Source organism: Paenibacillus oralis (genome assembly GCF_003863965.1).
Lineage (GTDB): Bacteria > Bacillota > Bacilli > Paenibacillales > Paenibacillaceae > Fontibacillus > Fontibacillus oralis.
This window is the reverse complement of sequence record NZ_RRCN01000001.1, coordinates 6,728,775-6,750,338: the sequence shown is the minus strand read 5'-3', so window position 1 is coordinate 6,750,338 and position 21,564 is coordinate 6,728,775. Positions and strand designations below refer to the sequence as shown.

Here is a 21,564-nt window from a genome sequence, read left to right as displayed (position 1 = left end):
CTGTGGCAGCATTTCCGGTTAAGTAACTGTACATTTTGCAACTATTCCATTCAATAATGGAAAATCCGTGTAATCATTAGTTCAACTGATCCAGTGCGAATGTTTGATCGCATCTATGCTATACTGTTGGTTGAACGAATCGTCCGTGGTAGTAGGAGGGGATCTCATGTCTTTACAATTTATCATCGGCCGTTCCGGAAGCGGGAAGAGCAGCCTGATTCTCGAACGGGTCATCACCCGGCTGCGGGAAAATCCCGCGGGTCCGCCGCTTATCATACTCGCACCGGAGCAGGGAACGTTCCAGATCGAGCAGAGAATCGTGAACGCGCCGGGCCTCAAGGGGACCGTCCGCACCCAAGTGCTCGGCTTCCGCCGTTTAGCGCTGCGCATTATGCAGGAGACGGGCGGAGCGGCGCTTGTGCCGATTAACGACGAGGGCAAAAAAATGCTGCTCTACAAAATCCTGCGCCGGCGCCGCGAGGAGCTGAAGCTGTTCGGCCGCGGCGGAGACCAGCTTGGCTTGATCGACCGGATCGCCGCGCTTTATACGGAAATGAAGAAATATAACGTGGAGTTCTCCGCTTTGGGGGAGCATCATCAATTTTTGCAGTCTGCCGCCGGGGAATCTCCGCTGCTCGTGGATAAAATACATGATCTCGGCTTGTTGTTCGCCGAGTTTAACGCCGAACTGGCCAAGCTCTATGTTGATAATGAAGATCATGTGGTCAAGCTGGCGGAAGGAGCGGCCGACTCGGCGTATTTGCGCGGGGCGGAAATCTGGATCGACGGATTTCATACGTTTACCCCCCAGGAATATACGGCGATCGGCGCCCTTCTGAAGGCCGCGTCGAACGTCACCGTGGCGCTGGCGCTTGACCAGCCTTACGATGACGGCGTCCTGCCGCATGAATTAAACCTGTTTTATGCGCCGGCGGTCGCCTACACCAAGCTGCGCCGCCTAGCCGAAGAAGCCGGCGTTGAAACGGGGCGGACGGAGCTCCTGGACCAGCGCCCTTATCCGCGATTCCGCGAAAGCGAAACGCTGTCTTATCTGGAATCGGCATATGAGCGCCGCAGTCCGTGGCCCGGCACGACAGCGCCAAAGGATCTCGGGCACGCGCTGTCCCTTCGCCGGGCCGGCAGCCGCCGCGCCGAGGTGGAGGGAGCGGCCCGTGAAATGGTGCGGCTGGCGCGCGAGCAAGGCGTGCGCTGGCGGGATATGGCTCTATTGGTGAGGAATTTGGATGACTACGACCATATGATCGCCCCGATTATGGAGGAGTACGGCATTCCTTATTTTATGGACCGGAAAAATAGCATGCTGCACCATCCCCTGATCGAATTTATCCGCGCGGCGCTCGATGTCGTGATCGGTTACTGGAAATATGAAGATGTATTCCGCTGCGTCAAAAGCGATTTTTTGCTGCCGCCGGGCGGCAGCCTGACGCGCGAGCATATGGACGTGCTGGAAAATTACGTGCTCGCCAGCGGAATCCAGGGCTACCGTTGGTATGACGGGCGGCCTTGGAAAGCCGCGCCAAGCCTGTCGCTGGAACAAGGCGAAGATACGGGGGCGGCGTCAGCCAAAGGGGAAACGGCGCTCCGGATGCTGGAGCAATGCCGGACTGCCGTGGCCGGACCGCTTACGGCGTTCGAGAAACGGGTGAAAAAAGCGAAGACGGCGGCGGAGATGTGTGCGGCCGTTTACCAGCTGCTCGAGGATACGGAAGCGGCGCGGCATTTGGATATGCTGGCGCACCGGATGCTGCGCGAAGGCCAGCCCCAGCGGGCCATGGAGCACCGGCAGCTTTGGGGAGCGGTGCTGGACCTGCTGGATCAGATCGTCGAAATGATGGGCGGCGAAGCACTGGAGCTGGAGCTGTTTGCCGGGGTTTTGGAAACCGGGCTTAAGGATCTCAAGCTGTCGCTTGTGCCTCCGTCCCTGGATCAGGTGCTGATCGGCAGCACGGACCGGACGCGTTCGGGGGCGGTTAAGCATTTATTCCTGGCCGGCGTTAATGAAGGGATTATGCCGGCAGCATTGCAGGAAGAAGGCGTCTTCAGCGAACAGGAGCGCCTCAGGCTGGCGGAAATCGGCCTTGAGCTCGCGCCCGGGCTGACCCGCCAACTGCTTGATGAGCGGTTTTTGGTCTATGGCGCTTTGACTTTGGCCAGCCGGTCGCTGTGGATCAGTTATGCGGCGGCGGACGAAGATGGAGGGTCGCTGCTGCCTTCCGAAGTAATCCGTCATGTGCGGCGGATTTTCCCGGATTTGCGGGAACAGTTTATTGGACAGGCACCTCCAGCCGTTGCCGAAGCCGGGATCGGCCAGGATGAAGCCCAACTGCAGTACGTGTCGCGGCCCGCGCCGGCGTTGTCCGCGCTGATCGGGCAGCTGCGTCTGTGGAAATCGGGGGAAGCCGTTTCGCCGGTGTGGTGGAGCGTGCTGGAGTGGTACAGAAGCAAGCAGGAATGGGAAGAAAAAACCGCCCGCCTGCTTGACTCGCTCGATTACCGCAATCGGGTGCGCGGACTCACTCCAGGGACGAGCCGCAAGCTGTACGGTAAACGGCTGCGGACAAGCGTGTCGCGGATGGAGAAGTTTTCGGCCTGTCCTTTCGCCCATTTCGCTTCCCACGGGCTGAAGCTGAAGGAACGCCAGCTGTACCGCCTGAAAGCGCCGGATATCGGCCAGCTGTTCCACGCCGCGCTGAGCGCGATGGCCATGACGTTCAAGGCGCAGAACCGGAGCTGGGGCTCCCTGTCGCCGGAGGAGTGCCTGCGCGAAGCGGATGCGGCCGTGGATCAGCTGGCGCCGAAGCTGCAGGGCGAGATTTTGCTCAGCTCGAAGCGGTACGGCTACATATCCCGCAAGCTGAAAACGATCGTGGGCCGGGCGTCGCTGATTCTGGGCGAGCAGGCGCGGCGGGGCAGCTTTGAGCCGGTGGGGCTGGAGCTCGATTTTGGGCCGGGCCGGCCGCTGCCTCCGCTGACGTTTGAACTGCCGAACGGCTGCGTGATGGAAATCGTCGGCCGCATCGACCGGGTCGATATGGCCGAAGGGGATGGAGGCCTGCTGCTGCGGGTCATCGACTACAAATCGAGCCAGACCGACCTGAAGCTGCACGAGGTATATTACGGGTTGGCGCTGCAAATGCTGACGTACCTTGACGTGCTGTTGTCCTCGGCGGAGGAATGGCTCGGGCGTCCGGCCATCCCGGCGGGTACATTATACTTCCATGTGCATAATCCCCTGCTGCAAAGCAGCAACGCTATGAGCCCGGAACAGGCGCAACAGGAGCTGCTCAAGCGCTTCAAGATGAAGGGCCTGCTGCTGGCGGATCGCGACGTGATCGCGAAAATGGATGGACAACTGGAAAAAGGGTATTCCGATATTTTGCCGGTGGCTGTAAAAGCGGACGGCGGATTTTACAGCAGCGCCTCGGTGGCTACGCCGGAGCAGTGGCGAACGCTGCTGCGCTCGGTTCGGCAAACGATCACCGAGATCGGCACGCGCATTACCGATGGGGACGTGCGGATTGCCCCGTACCGGATCGGCGTGGAGACGGCGTGCACGCATTGCGTGTACAAGCCGGTATGCCGGTTTGAGGAGTCGCTGGAAGGCAGCTCTTATCAAATGCTGAGCAGACCCGGGAAGCAGGAAATTTGGCCGCTTCTGGAACAGGGTGGCTGGCAAGCAGGCGGACGGGAAGACGGACAACAAAGCGAACACGGAAGCGGAAAGGAGGCCATGCCATCATGATGACGGTCCCGGCAAAACCGCAGGGAAGCACCTGGAGCGACGACCAATGGCGGGCGATCACGCTGTCCGGCGGCGACATGCTGGTCGCGGCGGCGGCAGGCTCGGGCAAAACGGCGGTGCTCGTGGAGCGGATCATCCGCAAGCTGACGGACCCGGAGCGGCCGCTTAGCGTCGACCGGCTGCTGGTCGCGACGTTCACAAAGGCCGCCGCCGCGGAAATGCGGCAGCGGATCACGGAGGCGCTGGAAAAGGAGCTGACCAAAGATCCGGCGAACGCCGAAATCAGCCGCCAGCTTGCCATGTTGGGACGCGCCTCGATCACGACGCTGCACTCCTTCTGCATGGAGGTGATTCAGCGCTACTATACGCTGATCCCGCTCGATCCGGGCTTTCGGATCGCGTCCGAAAGCGAAACCGCCCTGCTGCGGCAGGAGGTGCTGGAGCAACTGTTCGAGGAAAAATACGGCGCTGCCGTACCGGGCAGCCCTTTCCTTATGCTCGTCGACCTGTTTGGCGGGGAGCGCAGCGACGACGCGGTGTTCGCGCTGGTGCTGCGGCTCTACGAGTTCTCCCGCAGCCATCCTTGGCCAGAGGGCTGGCTGCGCCAGGCTTCGGCCGCTTTTTTGGCCCCAGATGCGGGGGCCCTCGAAAATACGCCCTGGGTCGCCAGCATCCTGGCGGATACGGCGCTCACGCTGGGAGGCGCCAAGGGGCTCCTCTACCAGGCCAAGGCGCTGGCCCTGTCGCCCGGCGGACCCGAGCCGTACGCGGCGACGCTAGAGGAGGAGCTGGCCCTCGTGGAGCGTCTGCAGGAGGCCGTGGCCGCCGGAAAGTGGGCTTCGCTCTTCGAGGTTTTTCAGACCGTCGCTTTCGGCAAGCTGAAGCCCTGTAAAAAGGATCAGACCGATCCGGAGCTGCAGGAGCGGGTCAAGGCGCTGCGCGAGGAAGCGAAAAAAACGATCGCGGATTTGCGCACGCAGCTATACGGCCGGCCGGCCGGGGAATTCCTGCGGGAGCTGCACGAAATGGCGCCGCTGCTCGGCGCCTTGTCCGATCTGGTCAGCGAATTCGGCGAGCATTACCGGCAGGAAAAGGTGGCCAAGGGATGGCTTGATTTTTCCGACCTTGAGCATTATTGCCTGCAAATTTTACGCCACCCGGACTCCGCGCCGGACGAAATGCGTCCTTCGGAGGCCGCGCTCGAATACAGGCAGCAGTTCGATGAGGTGCTGCTCGATGAATATCAGGACACCAATACCGTCCAGGAAGCGATCGTCCGGCTCATTTCGCGGGAGGCGCCCGGCAACCGGTTTATGGTCGGCGACGTCAAGCAGAGCATTTACCGCTTCCGTCTGGCGGAGCCGGGGTTGTTCCTGGAGAAATACCGGAGCTACGGCGACGATTTCGCGGGAGCGGGCCTGCGCATCGATTTGGCCCGCAACTTCCGCAGCCGGCGGGAAGTGGTGGACGCGGTCAACCTGCTGTTCCGGCAAATCATGAACCAGAACGTGGCCGAAATCGCTTACGATTCGCGCGCCGAGCTGGTGTACGGGGACGGGTTCCCGGATGGCGAGGGGGATGATTACCGTCCCGAGCTGCTGTTGATCGACCGGGACAACGGTGCCTCGAATGAGGCCGCCGATGCCGGGGAAACGGGAAGCGGCGGCAGCTTTTCCGCTTCGGCGGCGGACGGTGAGGACGGCGGTGCGGAGGACGAAGCCGCCGTGCTGGAAGCGGTGCGCCTTGAGGCGCGCGCGATCGCGGCGCGCATCCGCGGCATGCTGGGCGATGGCGGCGCGCCGCTGCGTATTTACGATAAGCAGCTAAAGGCTATGCGGCCGGTACGCTACGGCGATATGGCGATTTTGCTGCGTTCGACGTTATCCTGGGCGCCGGCGATGATCGAGGAACTGCGGCTGGAAGGTATCCCGGCGTACGGGGAGCTGAGCCAGGGGTATTTTCAGGCCTCGGAAGTGGAAACGATGTTTTCCCTGCTGCAGGTGGTGGACAATCCACTGCAGGATATTCCGCTTGCGGCCGTGCTGCGTTCGCCGCTGTTTGGTTTGTCGGAGGAGGAACTGGCGGAAATCCGGCTTGCTGCCCCGGGGGGAAGGTTTTATGAAGCCGTTCTGGCGCGCGCCAAGGGCGGAGCATCCGAGGGAACGGACGCTGCGGACGGCGGGGACGGGGTCGCGCCTCTGGATCAAGCCGGCGGGGAGGAATTGACGGACAAGCTGAACGGCTTCTTGCAGCGGTTAAATGATTGGCGAAACCTAGCGAGGGAAGGGGATCTCAGCAGCCTTATCCGCGTGATTTACCGTGAGACCGGATATATGGACTGGGCCTACGGGCTGCCGGGAGGAGCGCAGCGGCAAAGCAATTTGCTGGCCCTGCTGGACCGGGCGCGGCAGTACGAAGCTTCCGCGCAGGCTCCGGGCTTGTTCCGCTTTTTGCGGTATGTCGAACGGCTGCGGGAAAACGGCGGCGATCTCGGCGCGGCGGCGGCTTCCGGAGAGCAGGGCGACGCGGTGCGTATCATGACGATTCATAAAAGCAAAGGGCTGGAGTTTCCGGTCGTGTTTGTGGCCGGATTGTCCAAAATGTTCAACCGCCAGGATTTGAACGCGCCGTTTCTGATGCACAAAGAGATGGGCTTCGGTCCGAAATTCGTGGATGCGGAAACCCGCGTCAGCTACCCGACTTTGCCGAATCTGGCCATCCGCCGGCGCGCCCAGATGGAGCTGCTGGCGGAGGAGATGCGCGTGCTGTACGTCGCTTTGACCCGGCCGAAAGACAAGCTGGTGCTCGTATCCGCGGTGAAAAATTTGCGCAAAGCGGTCGAGGCCTGGGGAGCGGCGCTGGAAGCGGCGGTCGAGCAACTGCCGGACTATATGCTGGCGCGAGGCCGCTGCTATCTCGACTGGATCGGGCCCGCGATCATTCGTCACCGGAGCGCTGCGGAGCTGCGGCGGTTTGCCGGGCTCCCCGAGCAGGCATCCGCTGTGCTGCCGGACGGCGCTTCCGATTGGGCCGTCGCGTTCGTCTCCTCGCGGGAGGTGGCCCAAACGGGCAGCGCCGAAGCGGCGGCAGCGATGTCGGCGGCAGCGCCGGAGGGAGCCGTGCCGGATGCGGCAGCGCTAAAAGCGCTGCTGTCCGGCGGGCCGGTGGCGGTACAAATCGACTCCGCCGCCGACGCAAAGCTGCGGGAGGCCGTCGCTTCCCGGCTGGACTGGACGTACCCTTACGCCGCGGCCAGCCGGGTTTCCGCCAAAACGTCGGTGACGGAGATGAAGTCGCTGCTGACGCGGCCGGAGGAAACCGCGCGCGACGTCTTCGCCGCGGCGGAGCTGCGGCAAGAGCGGGAGACGCCGGAGGACGAGGTGGAGTTCCGGCTCCACTTGCGGCGTCCGCGTTTCATGGAGCAGCGTAAGGCTACGCCGGCCGAACGGGGGACGGCCTACCACATGCTGATGCAGCATCTGCCGTTCGAAGACGGTCCCGGCGAAGCGCTCGTCCGGTCCACATTGGAACGGCTCGTGGCGCGGAAAATCATGACGGCCGAACAGGCGGCGGAAATCGATCCGGCCAAAATCGCGGGGCTGCTCAACAGCCCGCTTGGCGAGCTGCTCAAACGCGCCGATTGGTTGCAGCGCGAAATGCCCTTCAGCTATGGCTTGCCGGCTGCCGAGGCGTCTGGGCAGCTCAGCGGACTGGAATCCGGGAATCCGGAGGCCGAGGCGGCGGCAGGGCTGCAGCTGGCAGGGGAAACAGTGCTGATCCAGGGGATCGTTGACTGTCTGTTTTCGGCGGACGGCAAGGTGTTTTTGCTGGATTATAAAAGCGACCGGGTCCTTGATCATCGCGGCGGCGTCGAAGCTTTGGCGGCTTCGTACCGTTTTCAGCTGGATCTGTATGCTCAGGCGGTGGAAGAAATTACGGGCCAGCCGGTGGATGAGAAATGGCTGTACTTCTTCGACAGCGGCGATGCCGTCAAACTGTAAGGGAAAAAAATGGCGCTATTTCGGCGAAATTATCTATTATGTTTGCAATAGAGGAATTTTATGTCGCTATTTTCTCGAATCCCGGGGAAATGGCCGATGTTTTCATCTTTCATAGGGTATAAGACCCAAAAATTCCGCTATTGGTGATGAACATGATCAAATGTAGAAAATAAGACCGTGATATTCCGCTATTTTTGCAGGTCGCTACCGTTGGATTGGGAAAAAGGAAGAGAAGTGGCGAAAAAGGAGCAGGGGCATTGAAAATTCGAACGGGTTCAGTGTCACGACGCTGATTCCTTACGGCGGACATGAAAAAACTCATCCCTTCCCCTCCCCCTCCGCTTCCCGAAAATCATGAATAATCTCATTTTCAAAGGATGAACTTATGCACTGACATAAGGGCATCCTTTTTTTCTATGATAAGGACATGAACCGAAAGGAATGGAGTGGATTACGCTGGACGTACTAGAGATCAATGGATTGACGAAAAAATTCGGCGATTTTATCGCCGTCGACAACATTGTCTTTCTCCGTCAGGGACGGTGAAATATTCGGTTTTCTCGGCTCCAACGGCGCGGGCAAAAGCACGGCGATCAACCTGATCGCGTCGCTGCTGCGGCCGACCGCCGGAGAGATTCGGATCCTCGGCAAATCAATCGCCAAACACAGCCGCTTCGCCAAAATGAATCTCGGCATCGTGCCGCAGGATTTGGCAATCTATCAGGATATAACGGCTTATGAAAACGTGAAGTTTTTCGCCGGGCTATACGGGCTGCGGGGGGCGGAACTAAAGGAACGGACCGAGGAGGCGCTCCGTTTCGTCGGGCTTGAGGACAAGAGCAAGGGCATCCCGAAAAACTTCTCCGGCGGGATGAGGCGGCGGCTGAACATCGCTTGTGCCATCGCGCACCGCCCGAAGCTGATCATCATGGACGAACCGACCGTGGGCATCGACCACCAGTCGCGGAACTATATTCTCACTTCCGTCCGCAAATTGAACGAGATGGGCTGCACCATCATCTACACCAGCCATTACATGGAGGAGGTCGAGGAGATTTGCTCCCGCATCGCGATCGTGGATCACGGAAAAATCATCGCCGACGGCACGAAAGAGCAGTTGATCACGACGATCACGGACGTCAAGGACATCCGCATCGAATTAAAGGAAGCGGAAGACCGGCATGTCCGGCTGGTGGAGGCGGTGCCCGGCGTACGCAGCGCCGCTCGCGAAGGCAACGTGATCCGGATTCGCAGCGAGATGTTTGTGGATAATTTGAGCAGCATACTGAAGCAACTGATGGACAACGACGCGGTGATCCGTTCCGTGGAGGAGCGGGAGCCGAATCTGGAAACTGTGTTTCTGACGCTGACAGGGCGCAATCTGCGCGACTAACCCGTTTTTGCCCCACCCGCAGAACCGAAAGTTGGAGGTTGAATCTATGAATATCTTATCGATCGCGGCCACACAGATCAAAAGAGATTTCCGCGACCGCTGGACGCTGATTTTTATGCTGGCGTTTCCTATCGTGTTAATGCTTATACTCGGAACGGCGCTGGCGGGTACGTTTAACGGCACGATCGAGGTCGGTGATATCCGCGTGCTGGTGCGGGACAAGGGCGAAAACGCCGCGCTCTCGAAATCCTTTTCCCAGGAAGCGGCCCAATCCGGCATCACCTTTACACCGCTGCAGGCGGGAATGGACGGACGGAAGGAAGTGGAGCAAAACCGGTACGATGATTATGTGGAGCTGACCGGCAGCGGCATTTCGCTGTACGCGGGCAGTCAAAATGCCGTTGCAAGCGGCATCGTACAGGGGATGATCACCGCTTTTGCCGACAAATACAACGCGGTTTCCGCGGTGTTGCAAGTTGTGCCCGGACAAGCCGATTCCTTCTTAAGGTTTATCTGGAAGAGTGCTATTTCCTTTATAGGCTGTGTTTTTCTTCTTTTATCTTTGTGATTCAATGTAGGGAAGCACATCGAGAAATAATAAAGGCCGGCATATCCTCTAGGAGATTGTACTGAATAATTTGCCGGCTTCGTACGATACAAATGGAAAACAAGGCTTCTCTAGTGTTTTATACCCGTAAATATTCTTTTTCTTTTTCATCATTTCAAGGTCGATGATGTTACCAAGTATTATTTTTGATGTTGCTGTCACAAAATGAGCTGCTTAGGTGTATTAAGAGTGTAGGCAGGAGGGGGGATGATTTTTGGATAGAGACTACAGAGAGTATGAATCAAACTCAGGAGAAATTGAGATGCTGGTTGAAAGGACTAAACTTGGTGATAAGGAAGCCTTCGCTTCAATTATAAGAAACTATGAAAAACCGATGTATATCTATTGTTACCATATGCTCAAAAACAAGGAAGAAGCCGAGGATGCTAGGCAAGAAATCTTTATTAGAGTGTATGAACAGATACATAAGTATCGTCCAAATATGAGTTTTTCGGCATGGCTGTACAAAATTGCCTACAATTACAGTCTGAATCAAATCCGGGGCAAAAAAAGGTGGTTTCGTTTTATAGATCGTTATAAATATGATCAGCCTGAGACCTCGACTCAGCAAATAGACAGTCAAACTACACTGAAGGATTTTCTAAATTTACTGACGATCGAAGAGAGACATATATTAGTTCTCCGGGCGATTCATCAATATCACTTTGACGAGATTAGTGAAATGTTGAATATGAAACCAGCAACTGTGCGCAAAAAGTATGAACGCCTTCGCAAAAAACTACAGACGAAGGAAGTTAATGAAGGAGGAAGAGTGAATGCGTCAATCACCAAATCCATCTAAAACTCTAAGTATTCAACAGGTGGAGCAAATGATTCGGGATACGGAGACGCCAGAGCATAGCATTAGTCAACAGATTGTAGAAAAACTTGAATCAAAAAGCGTGCCACCCCAAAAGCCAGTCTTCACAAGAAGAGTGGGAGTCATCGCAGCGGCCTTGGTTGTTTTTTGTGTGTTTCTAACTCCTGTCATGGCTCAAACTATAGAGCGGCTATCATTGCTTGACTATTTGAATCCTTTTGTCGAAGAAATGAAAATGAATCCAAATGAGAAGGTGGATACACTTTATGCGACAGGTTTGGATGGGAGTAAGTATTTTCATACGGGGATGATTCGCTTTGATGACATTGAGGACCAAGAGTTTAAAAGCCAGTTGCAAAGGGTCTGGAATGAGATTTTTCCCCAGGGGGAAGAAATTAATGATGTGATTATGTACGAATATGATACGAACACATTTCACATAGAGGCGCGAAACGAAAACAGATCCATCGAATTTGACCAAGGTAAATGGTATTATGCGCAGCAAACGATTGGAGAGGAGCAGGTTCCAGATGCTGCAAAAGATGCAGCGGACCAAGCTTTTCATAAAGTTGGGGATTTTAAAGAAAGTGAACGGTCAGTAAGTCAAATGATCTTAAGACCCGATCAAAATCCGGTGTATAAGTTCGTGTATCATACACACAAGGGTTCTATCCTCATTGATGTACAAAAAAATACGAATCAGATCACAAGGGTATTAGCTTTTCCGTTGTCGGATCAACTTAATAAATTGGATGATAAAAATAAATATCATGACTTAGTTGACAAAACAAAAGCAATTGAACTGGACAAGATTCATGAGGAAGCAGTGAAACAAGCTAAAGTATGGATGAATTTGGACTTGGCTGATTATACCGTATCCAAACTTGAATCACGGTTTGATACATTAACTTTCACAAAAGAGGGTTCTCCAGACGTGACTGCGCTATTCACCTCTAAAGGAACGATCTATTCAATTAAAATTGAACTAAAGCAGTTATCTGAAAAAGGAACGGACTAATCAAGAAGATGCAGGGATTAGGCTGAATTAAAATGGCTCAAGCTGTACTGCCTGGCAAGTTGAACGTGCTGTTGCCCGGTCTAAGGCAGAGAGAGGGGGTGATGACTACTGTTTTTCTATAGATTCATTTCAACGTGACTGAAGCATTCCATTAAAAAGCTGTGGGTAAGCAAAAAAAATAAAGGAGTTTATTAATATGAACAAAAAAATAATTTTTCCTATCGTCGGAGTAGCCTTATTATCAGGAAGTCTGCTTGGATATGATACACCGATTCAAGCTAATACGTATAACAACGTGGATGTGAACATTGAGCAAGATGCTAAATCTGAGCAAACGCTTATGCAAACGGCTCAGGCAAAACTTGAAGAATTGACAGGAAATACGTATACGTTAATTCAAGGAACGGCTACGAAAGATTCTATCCATTTTAAAAGAGAGAACTTCAAGGACGATATTATTACTTATAAAAAGAATGGAAAGCTCGAAGATATCGGTATTAACATCAATTATGAAGATCTAAACGGTGGGAAATATCAAACCAAACTGAAGGAAACGTGGGAAGCTTTGTTCCCAGGGGAAACACCAAAGTATGTCAGCATCTCAGAGTCTATCTACCGTGTGGGTACAATCTCATCGAATGCCAAACAAAATAAACAAGTTTATATGGAAGACAACGGAGAGCTGCATGGCGTAAATTATGCACCTGACGATGCCCCGGTAAGCGTGCAGAAGAAGGCTGCTCAGGTATTATCCAAGCTTACTAATGGAAAGGTCAAGCAGGGTGCTAAGTTGGATCGTATGTTTGTCCGTGATGGCAAACCAAATGTGTATCAATATAAGTATAAATCAAAAACGATGGATGTGAGCTTTGCCATTGAAGAACAAACGCTGGAACTGCTCCAAGCAGGCGTACATCATAGTAATGGTAAAAGCATAGATAATTACGAAGAATTCCAAAAGGAAGAAAAAGCAAAAGATGCAAAGATCAAGAATCTGACGTTGGATACATTAATGAAGAATGCAGTGAAAGACGCAAAAACGATGCTAAATCTGGATTTGAAAGGATATAAGGGAGCAAGAGGAACAAATGCATGGGACAAGGATCAAATGACGTTTACCAAAAAAGGGGCTCCCACAGTCATTGCCACAGTGGATACAGACGGATCGTTTAACGACTTTATAGTAGAGAAGTATGGTCAGCATCTCAGTTTCGACGGAAACACGATCGTAGGGCCTGCAAATGAGGAACCAAAATTATTAATCAACTAATTCTAAATGTGGAAATCTCCTATATAATGAAAGGGCGTCTATCATGAAGGGACTGACCTATGCGCAAATACCAATATTTACCTTCTAAGGAACACTTCGACAGCACGAGAGAGTAGGAGGAACGTTTAGGGAATATGTATGTATTCCAAATTAAGTTCAGACAGTAATAAATAGAGATGATTAAGACTCATCCACAGTAAGCCTCTCCGTAATCCGGAGGGGCTTTGGTTACTCATCAGCATACCACCAATCGACTCCATTTATTGGTAGAAATGAAGGGTAGTTTACACTCTTCAAACAGAGGCGAAAACGAGTTGTTTTTATGTAAAATTTCAGCCGAAATTTTTACCAAAAAGGTTACGGTTTCTTCGTTTTACTGCCAACCCTTTCGATGGTATACCCTCAATATTCAAAGAAAGAATTTTGTGAAAATATGTCAAATTGGAGCTTGTGTAGGATGATTAGGTACACAACATGTCGAAACGATCATCCTTATTTCATCGCTTGAGCCAGATGAGAGACTTCCGCTTTACGTAAAGTAATATCAGTTTAGCGTAGGTTATCTGGGATTCCCCGGCAACAAAGATGCCAAGTCCGGCAACCTGAATAATGCGCTGAGCAAGACGTCTTCACCGCTGATTGCCACCTTTGATGCGGATATGATTCTGCAGCACACGTTTCTGATGAAAACCGTCCCTTATTTCCTGCTCTCCACGTTTATCGAAGAAAATGGAGAATGGCGGCTCCGCCGTGAGGATGAGATCGATCCAACCTTTAAACTGGGACTGGTTCAGACACCGCAAAGTTTCTATAACCCGGATCTGTTCCAGTTCAATCTGTACCTCGATTGTGGCCTATGTGGTGCTTAAGAAAAAGTGGAATCTGTGGAAAGTGCTGATTGCACTGGATGTGATGGTTGTACTGTACTATGCCGGCATCCTGGCCTTGTATCTGTTCTCCATGCCGCTGGATGAAGCGATCCGACTGGCCGGTTTTGAGCGTTATGCCTCAAGTATCGTTGTGCTATTTGCTGGTGGATTGGTGCTTTGCCGCTGTTGACATGGAGCGCACGTTTCATTACCGGATTGGTGAGGTTCCTGACTATCAGGCTTTCAAGACGGTGCAGACGAATAGGAAAAAATAATGATACAAGACAGTTTGTGTAAGTAAAGGGAAATTCATTTTTTTAGGTGATACTAATCACAGATACAGTATCACTCTGCTGTTATACTACAGTTAAGCCGACATCACTTTGCAAGCACCCCGCCGGACGTATTGGTGAGGAGAAATTCTTGTTTTTCCGCCCAATACGTCCGTGCGACCAGCTATTCTTATAGGAGTAGCAGGGTGCTTCTTTTTTTTGCCTTTTTTCGGTATGATGGATCTATTGGAAAAGACAACCGAATTAGGAGGATCAAGATGGACAACTGTTTGTTCTGTAAAATCGTAGAAGGATCGATTCCGTCCAGTAAAGTTTACGAGGATGACCGGTTTCTCGTATTCCGCGATATTCAGCCAGCCGCGCCTGTGCACGTGCTGATCATTCCGAAGAAGCATATCGGTTCGATGGACGAGGTCGCTCCGGAGGATTTTGTTTTGATTGGCGAAATGCACCGGATCGCCCAGGATGTCGCCAGACAGCTCGGCGTCGCTGAAAGCGGGTACCGTTTGATCAACAATTGCGGCCCGGACAGCGGACAGGCGGTGCAGCATATACATTACCATCTGCTTGGCGGGGCGAAGTTGGGGGCCTTGGTACAATCTTCCGACTCGCATGCGCTGTAAAGGGCTATTTAGAAGTTGACACTCTATTTCACTTTCCCCTATAATGAAGTTTGATGAACCGTGTTATGCTCTTGGACGGTCTGGTCGGAGGGAGGGAAAACTGGTGTCTGAAACTAAAGTTCGCAAAAACGAGACAATTGATGCTGCACTTCGTCGCTTTAAACGTTCCATCGCGAAAGATGGAGTATTGGCTGAGGTGAAGAAACGTAAGCATTATGAAAAGCCAAGCGTAAAGCGCAAGAAAAAGTCCGAGGCTGCTCGTAAGAGAAAGTTTTAGGAGGATTTAGCTGCTATGAATCTTAGCGAGCGATTGAACGAAGATATGAAGCAAGCGATGAAGAATCAAGACAAGTTCAAGCTCTCCACCATACGAATGGTTCGCGCTACGATGAAAAATCTTGAAATAGATTTGAAAAGAACTTTGAACGATAATGAAGTGCTTGATATCCTTAGTCGTGAAATCAAACAGCGCAAAGATGCCCTCCAAGAATTTGAAAAAGCGGGTCGTGACGATCTTGCCGAACAAGTGAAAGCGGAAGCGGAGATCCTTGCTGAGTATCTTCCCGAACAGCTAACCGAAGAAGAAATTAAAGTCATTGTACAGCAGACCATCCAGGAAACCGGTGCTTCTTCGAAAGCCGATATCGGGAAAGTGATGAGCGCGCTTATGCCAAAGGTGAAAGGCCGGGCAGAAGGCAAGCTTGTTAACCAGGCGGTTCAACAGCTTTTGCAATAACTCACAGACGAACACCTTCTACGTTACTATTGATGTAGAGGGTGTTTTTTCATTTTCATAAAGAGGTAGTTCAAACGCAATTTATGATCCCGTTCTCCTGGCGAGGGCGGGATTTTTTCCATTTTCATAAATCCTCGGCCCCCCGCATAATTTGTACAGTAGGGGAAGGAGGATTGCCTCATATGAGCCGGTTTGTCCGCAAAATCCGCAAATGGACGGTCGATGCGCTCGACCTGCCCAGCGACCTTGTATACGATTTGCCCAGGCTCACCTTGATCGGAGGTCAGCAGTTGTACATAGAGAATCACCGGGGCGTCATCCACTTTTCTCCCGAGGAGCTGCATTTGGCGCTAAGCCAAGGCACTTTGGAGGTGGAGGGTAAGGAACTGGTCATCAAAGCGATCATGCCCGAGGAAGTGGTTATTGAGGGCCGAATATTCGGCATTAAGTATCGAGGAATGGAGGAGTAAATCGTGAAATTACCGGCCATCACCAAACTGCGCGGCGTGGTCACCATCCTGGTCCGCGGGGGGAAGACCGAACAGCTCGTCAACGAGCTGGCCGGACAAGGCATCGAGGTCTGGGACGTGATGCCCTTGCCGGAAGGGCATATGGAAATGAAAGTGGGGCTTTCCGATTTTTTTCGCTTGCGTCCCTTTTTAAAAAGGACAGGCTGCCGGATATCCGTCAAAGGACGGTCAGGGCTGCCTTTTATTATGACGCGGGTCCGGAAAAGAAAAGCGTTTATCGCCGGCTTTGCCTTTTTTATCGCGGCAATCTTTTGTTTATCCTCGCTGGTATGGGATATTGAGGTTCAAGGCAACGAGAAAATCGCCACTGAAGACGTGCTTGCCGCCGCCAAGCAGGAAGGGCTTTATCCGTTTCAGTGGATTTTTCGCCTGCCCAAACAGGACAAGCTGTCGGCGGAGTTGACGCGCAAGCTTCCGGGGACATCCTGGGTCGGCGTCTCCCGGACCGGCACGCGGATCACGATACAGGTGGTGGAGGCGACCAAGCCGAAGGAAGAAGCGCTGCTCAGCCCGCGCCATCTCGTCAGCAAATCCGATGCGGTCGTTTCCCATATTTACGCGGAAAAGGGCCAGCCGGAAGTGAGCAAAAACGACCGGGTCAAAAAAGGCCAGGTGCTCGTATCCGGTTTTCAAGGAGGCAAGGCCGTCGTTTCCAAAGGCGTGGTGCGCGGCATCGTGTGGCATGAATACAAGATCGAGGTGCCGCTTTTGCATAAACAGAAAGTGTACACCGGGGAAAGGAAGCAGCGGGGTTATTTGTATTTCGGAAACACGGCGATCCAACTCACCGGTTACGGGAAAATTTCGTTCCAGCAATCGGAGACGATAACCGAGCTTGATCCGCTCACCTGGAGGAGCTTTAAGCTGCCGATCGGCTGGATGACCGAAAAGGTGCTGGAAACGACGGACATGGAATGGAAACGGACCGCGGAGCAGGCCAAGCAGGAGGGGATCGAGCGGGCGAAACGGGATATTTTGGCCAAATACGGCGTGGACAGCCTCATTATGAATCAAAAAATTTTGCATGAGAACACAGACAATGGTAAAGTTTATATGAAAGTGCATTTTGAAGTAGAGCAAAACATTGCGGAAGAACTTCCGATAGTACGAGATCAAGGAGAATGAGGCTATTTGTCTGAACAACTGGTGAGCATCAAGTTACCGCTTCAGAGCGCGGGGGAAGGACTTGCTTTATTTGGACCCCAAGACGCGTTCCTGAAATTAATCGAAGAGCATTTGCGCGCAGGCATCGTTTTGCGCGAATCGGAAATTGCGATCCGCGGCGAACAGCATGAGGCGGAGAAAGTGGAGCAGTTGTTTGAGGTATTGCTCGAACTGATTCGCAACGGGTATGTGTTGACCGAAAGGGACGTACTCTATGCGATCGAACTCGCCAAAGATTTCCGGGCGGATCAACTGCTTGATCTATTTAAAGGCGAAATTGCGGTCACATACCGGGGTAAGCCGATCCGCGTCAAAACGATCGGACAGAAGCATTACGTCACGACGATCAAGAAACGGGACGTCGTGTTTGGGGTCGGTCCGGCCGGTACGGGGAAGACGTATCTTGCGGTCGTGCTGGCGATCGCGGCGCTGAAGGAAGGAACGGTCAAGCGGATCATTTTAACCCGGCCCGCGGTGGAAGCCGGAGAGAGCCTTGGCTTTTTGCCGGGCGACCTGCAGGAGAAGGTCGATCCTTACCTGCGTCCGCTCTACGATGCGCTCTATGACGTAATGGGGCCGGAGCAAACGGCCAAAGCGCTGGAGCGCGGCCTGATCGAAATCGCGCCGCTGGCGTATATGCGCGGCCGGACATTGGACGATTCGTTTATTATTTTGGACGAGGCCCAAAATACGACGCCGGAACAAATGAAGATGTTCCTGACCCGGCTGGGCTTTGGCTCCAAGATGGTCATTACCGGAGACGTTACGCAGATTGACTTGCCCAAAGGCAAGAAGTCCGGGCTGGTGGAAGCTAAGACGGTTTTAAGCGGCATCGAGGAGATTGGTTTCGTATACTTTGCCGAATCGGACGTTGTCCGCCATTCGCTGGTACAGAAAATCATTGTTGCATATGACCGTGCTGCTGAAAATCAAGGGTAAGCAGGAGGGCTGTCTTTTATGACGAATAACGATCAGCAAAATAAAGGCGCGTTTCAATCCGCCTTTGCGGGATGGAAACATAGCACAACGGTGCGTTATTTGTTGTATGCGGTGCTTGTCGTTATGCTGTATGCCGGCATGGCGCCCAAACTGCTGCCCGAAACCTATGATATCGCCGTGGGACTGCCCAGCGACAAAGAGATTATGGCGCCGATGGACATCCCGGACACCAAAGCGACGCTGAAAGCCCAGGAGGACGCGGCCGAGAAGGTCGGACAAGTTTATACGATTCTCCCGCTTCGCAATCAAGCGCTGGTCGGCCAGATGCTGGACCGGATTTTCCGGCTGAATCAGGACGATCAGGTGTCCGAGGACGACAAAATCAAAATTTACCGCGAAGAGCTGCCGCAGCGCGTTAAGGACTACGTTCAAACTTTTATTATGAATAACCGGAACAACAGCGCTTATTCGGCGACCTTGTTTGAGGAAGTCACCCAGCGGATCGATGAACAGCAGTACCCTATTTCCGAGGAAACGTTCATCAAAATTCCCCGCTTGACCGCTGAGGACATCAACGAAATGAAAACGGTGGCGGCCGATATCGTGGCCCGCTTGACGGCGGATCCGATCGTGGACGCCCAGACGGCCCGGACCAAGGTGGCGGAAATGGTCAGCACGAGTTCCCTGAGCAAGCGGACTTCCCGGGAAGTCGTGCAGGAGCTGGCGCGGCTGTCGATTACGGCCAACAATTTTTACGATGAGGAAGCGACGAAGGCGGCCAAGGTTGAAGCGCGTGAAAATACGCCCACCGTCTATATCAAGCAAGGGGATGTCCTCGTTAAAAAGGGCGAAAAAATTACCGAGGAAATGTACACCCTGCTGGAGAAAAACGGGCTGCTGAAGGACGAGGTCGACTATTCGCCGCAGTTTGGCTTGATCTTGCTGTCCCTGCTGATGGCGACGGGACTTATTATGTATATCCGCCATTCGGAAGGAACCGGCCGGTTTAAATACAATAACGCCCAATTCGTCATGCTGCTGATGATTATTTTGATTACGATCGTTTCGATGCATGTCATCAACCTTCTGCAAGACGAGCAGCATTCGTACATCGGCTATTTGGCGCCGATCGCGACGGGGGCGATGCTGATCACGCTGCTGCTCGAAGTGCCGCTGGCTTATATTTGCTCCATCCTGTTCAGCGTGCTGGCGAGCATCATTTTGAATGTGCATCAAGGGGAGATTTTTGATTTTAAGTTCGGCTTTTTCGCCCTTGTCATCTCCTTTGCTTCAATATTCGCCATTCATCGGGCCAGCCAGCGGTCGACGCTGCTTAAGGCGGGAATCATGATTTGCCTGTTCGGTTCGTTTGCCGTCTTTTCGCTGACCTTGCTTGACAAAAATGACTGGACGCAAACCAGCACGCTGTACGATTTGGGTTTTGCCGTGGCGGGGGGCCTGTTAACGACGATCCTCGTTATCGGTCTGATGCCGTTTTTCGAGGTGACTTTCGGCATTTTGTCCGCGCTGAAGCTGGTGGAGCTGTCCAACCCGAACCATCCGCTGCTGCGCAAGCTGCTGACGGAAACGCCGGGAACGTACCACCACAGCGTCATGGTCGGCAATCTGTCGGAAGCGGCCGCGGAGGCGATCGGAGCCAACGGGCTGCTCTGCCGGGTCGGGTCGTATTACCATGATATCGGCAAGACAAAACGGCCGAGTTATTTTATCGAGAATCAGAACAATATGGAAAATCCGCATGATTTCATCGATCCGAAGCTGAGCAAATCGATCATTATCGCCCATGCCCGGGACGGCGCGGAAATGCAGAAGGAATATAAAATCCCGAAGCCGATTCGCGATATCGCGGAGCAGCATCACGGAACGACATTTTTGCATTATTTTTACCACAAGGCGCTGCGCCTGGCCGAAGAGCAGGGGGTAGAGCCCGACTTCACCGAAGAGGATTTCCGGTATCCGGGGCCCAAAGCCCAGTCCAAGGAGGCGGCCGTCGTTGGCATTGCCGACAGCGTGGAGGCGGCCGTGCGCTCGCTGCGCAAGCCGACGGTGGAGCAGGTCGAATCGATGATCGAGAAAATCATCAAAAGCCGGCTTGACGATCACCAGTTCAACGAATGCGATTTGACGCTGCGCGAGCTGGATATCATCGCCCAGACGCTAAAGGAAACCGTCATGGGGATCTTCCATTCCCGGATCGAATATCCGGAGGAGATCAAGAAAAGCCAGGAAAACAAACAGAATGAAGAGAAAGACAGGGGGCAGGGCGTAAATGGGCCTACAACTGGCTTGGAGCAATGAGCAAGATAAAATGGAGATCGGCCAGGACCTGATCGATTTGCTCGATCGGGCGCTGCAGACCGCCGGGGAGGCGGAGGGCATTACCGAAGGGGAAGTCGCTTTGACGTTCGTGGACGATGCCGCCATCCACGAGTTGAATCGGGATTACCGCGGGATCGACCGGCCGACCGACGTCCTGTCGTTTGCGATGAACGAGTCGTTGGACGAGGAGCTTGAAATCGTCTATGAGCTTGAAGAAGATGAAGAGCTGGACGATTTGGCCGACGTGCTTGGCGACATCATCATTTCCGTTGAGAAGGCCAAGGCGCAAAGCGACGAATACGGGCATTCCATCGAACGCGAAATCGGCTTTTTGTTCGTCCACGGGTTTTTGCATTTGCTCGGCTACGATCATCAGGACGCGGCGAGCGAAGCGGAAATGATGGGCAAGCAGGAAGCGGCGTTGGCCAAAGTAGGGCTGACGCGCTGATGAAGCCCAAAGCCAGGTGGACCGCTTCGTTCCGGTATGCGCTGGAAGGGATCGCGGCTTCGCTGAAGACGCAGCGGAATTTGCGTTTTCATTGTTTTGCCGCCGTCGTTGTGATTGCGGCTTCCTTTTATTTTGCACTTCCGCCCCGCGATATTGCCGTCCTGCTGCTGACGATCGCTTTGGTGATATCCCTCGAGCTGGTGAACACGGCGATTGAGGCGGCGGTTGATCTTATCACCCCGGAGCGGCATCCTCTCGCCAAACTGGCCAAGGATGCCGCTGCCGGGGCAGTGCTGGCTGCGGCGGTTTTTGCCGTCGTGATCGGGGTATTGATCTTCTACAGGCCGGTTATAGCCTGGTTTCACGCTTTGTTCGGCTGAAACCTAGAAATCGGCGCATGACACCCGGCAAACGGCCGGCAACTGGAACGACGAACCCTCCGCCCTTCAAAATAGCGGAACTTTGTGTTCTTATTATCCGGAGTCGCAGCATACTGATCCCCATTAGCGACATTTTTTGTCCTTATTTACCTATGAATGGTCCCAAACGTAGGTATTTCCTTACGATTTGAGCAAATAGCGACTTTAATTTCCTCTATTTCTCTCAAATGGACGGATACCGCTGAAATAACGCCCTTTTTTGCCCTTATGTTTTTCGCTGGAGTTTCTCGGGCAGCCTGGTTATAGCCGGTTTTCTCGGTGCAATACCAAATAGCGCCGCCACTTATCGGCGGACTCCTGCTTTGATATT

16 protein-coding genes and 1 pseudogene are annotated in these 21,564 nt (G+C 53.4%); all 17 read left to right on the top strand.

Going from position 1 to position 21,564, the window contains the following annotated elements; all coding sequences use genetic code 11:
* Positions 1–166 precede the first annotated feature (166 nt).
* The 17 genes and pseudogenes from addB to EHV15_RS30075 all read left to right on the top strand — a co-directional run bounded on the left by addB (position 167) and on the right by EHV15_RS30075 (position 21,194).
* Positions 167–3,763, top strand: coding sequence for a helicase-exonuclease AddAB subunit AddB (addB, locus tag EHV15_RS30160; RefSeq protein WP_128634509.1), 3,597 nt, complete (start codon positions 167–169; stop codon positions 3,761–3,763).
* On the top strand, positions 3,760–7,764 hold the full coding sequence (addA, locus tag EHV15_RS30155) for a helicase-exonuclease AddAB subunit AddA (RefSeq protein WP_128634508.1): 4,005 nt from the start codon (positions 3,760–3,762) through the stop codon (positions 7,762–7,764). The genes addB and addA overlap by 4 nt, the downstream gene beginning before the upstream one ends.
* Before the next feature lie 456 nt (positions 7,765–8,220).
* Positions 8,221–9,157 (top strand): annotated as a pseudogene (locus EHV15_RS30150) (ABC transporter ATP-binding protein).
* A gap of 46 nt (positions 9,158–9,203) precedes the next feature.
* Positions 9,204–9,725: a hypothetical protein gene (locus EHV15_RS30145; RefSeq protein ID WP_128634507.1), complete on the top strand. Its 522-nt coding sequence runs from the start codon at positions 9,204–9,206 to the stop codon at positions 9,723–9,725.
* Positions 9,726–9,978: 253 nt separating this feature from the next.
* Entirely contained in the window at positions 9,979–10,566 is a 588-nt protein-coding gene (locus EHV15_RS30140) for an RNA polymerase sigma factor (protein WP_128634506.1), read from the top strand.
* Complete coding sequence (locus EHV15_RS30135) at positions 10,541–11,602, top strand: hypothetical protein (RefSeq protein WP_128634505.1); 1,062 nt, start codon at positions 10,541–10,543, stop codon at positions 11,600–11,602. Before EHV15_RS30140 ends, EHV15_RS30135 begins: the two co-directional genes overlap by 26 nt.
* Before the next feature lie 196 nt (positions 11,603–11,798).
* On the top strand, positions 11,799–12,872 hold the full coding sequence (locus EHV15_RS30130) for a hypothetical protein (RefSeq protein ID WP_128634504.1): 1,074 nt from the start codon (positions 11,799–11,801) through the stop codon (positions 12,870–12,872).
* A 756-nt stretch (positions 12,873–13,628) separates the two neighbouring features.
* Positions 13,629–13,931: a hypothetical protein gene (locus EHV15_RS30120; protein WP_128634503.1), complete on the top strand. Its 303-nt coding sequence runs from the start codon at positions 13,629–13,631 to the stop codon at positions 13,929–13,931.
* A gap of 360 nt (positions 13,932–14,291) precedes the next feature.
* Positions 14,292–14,657 (top strand): histidine triad nucleotide-binding protein, encoded by a 366-nt coding sequence (locus tag EHV15_RS30115; RefSeq protein ID WP_128634502.1) that lies wholly within the window; start codon positions 14,292–14,294, stop codon positions 14,655–14,657.
* A gap of 103 nt (positions 14,658–14,760) precedes the next feature.
* Entirely contained in the window at positions 14,761–14,934 is a 174-nt protein-coding gene (gene rpsU, locus EHV15_RS30110; RefSeq protein WP_005547957.1) for a 30S ribosomal protein S21, read from the top strand.
* Positions 14,935–14,949: 15 nt separating this feature from the next.
* Positions 14,950–15,393: a GatB/YqeY domain-containing protein gene (locus tag EHV15_RS30105; RefSeq protein WP_128634501.1), complete on the top strand. Its 444-nt coding sequence runs from the start codon at positions 14,950–14,952 to the stop codon at positions 15,391–15,393.
* A 182-nt stretch (positions 15,394–15,575) separates the two neighbouring features.
* Positions 15,576–15,863 carry a sporulation protein YqfC gene (yqfC, locus tag EHV15_RS30100; RefSeq protein WP_128634500.1) on the top strand — a complete coding sequence of 96 codons (288 nt, stop codon included), beginning with the start codon at positions 15,576–15,578 and terminating at the stop codon, positions 15,861–15,863.
* A gap of 3 nt (positions 15,864–15,866) precedes the next feature.
* A complete protein-coding gene (gene yqfD / locus EHV15_RS30095; protein ID WP_128634499.1) occupies positions 15,867–17,048 on the top strand; it encodes a sporulation protein YqfD in 1,182 nt (393 codons plus the stop codon).
* Between the two features lie 6 nt (positions 17,049–17,054).
* Positions 17,055–18,026 carry a PhoH family protein gene (locus tag EHV15_RS30090; RefSeq protein ID WP_128634498.1) on the top strand — a complete coding sequence of 324 codons (972 nt, stop codon included), beginning with the start codon at positions 17,055–17,057 and terminating at the stop codon, positions 18,024–18,026.
* An 18-nt stretch (positions 18,027–18,044) separates the two neighbouring features.
* Positions 18,045–20,345, top strand: a complete 2,301-nt coding sequence (locus tag EHV15_RS30085) for an HD family phosphohydrolase (protein ID WP_128634497.1) — start codon at positions 18,045–18,047, stop codon at positions 20,343–20,345.
* Positions 20,317–20,814, top strand: coding sequence for an rRNA maturation RNase YbeY (gene ybeY / locus EHV15_RS30080; protein ID WP_128634496.1), 498 nt, complete (start codon positions 20,317–20,319; stop codon positions 20,812–20,814). The genes EHV15_RS30085 and ybeY overlap by 29 nt, the downstream gene beginning before the upstream one ends.
* A complete protein-coding gene (locus EHV15_RS30075) occupies positions 20,814–21,194 on the top strand; it encodes a diacylglycerol kinase family protein (protein ID WP_128634495.1) in 381 nt (126 codons plus the stop codon). The genes ybeY and EHV15_RS30075 overlap by 1 nt, the downstream gene beginning before the upstream one ends.
* Positions 21,195–21,564 lie beyond the last annotated feature (370 nt).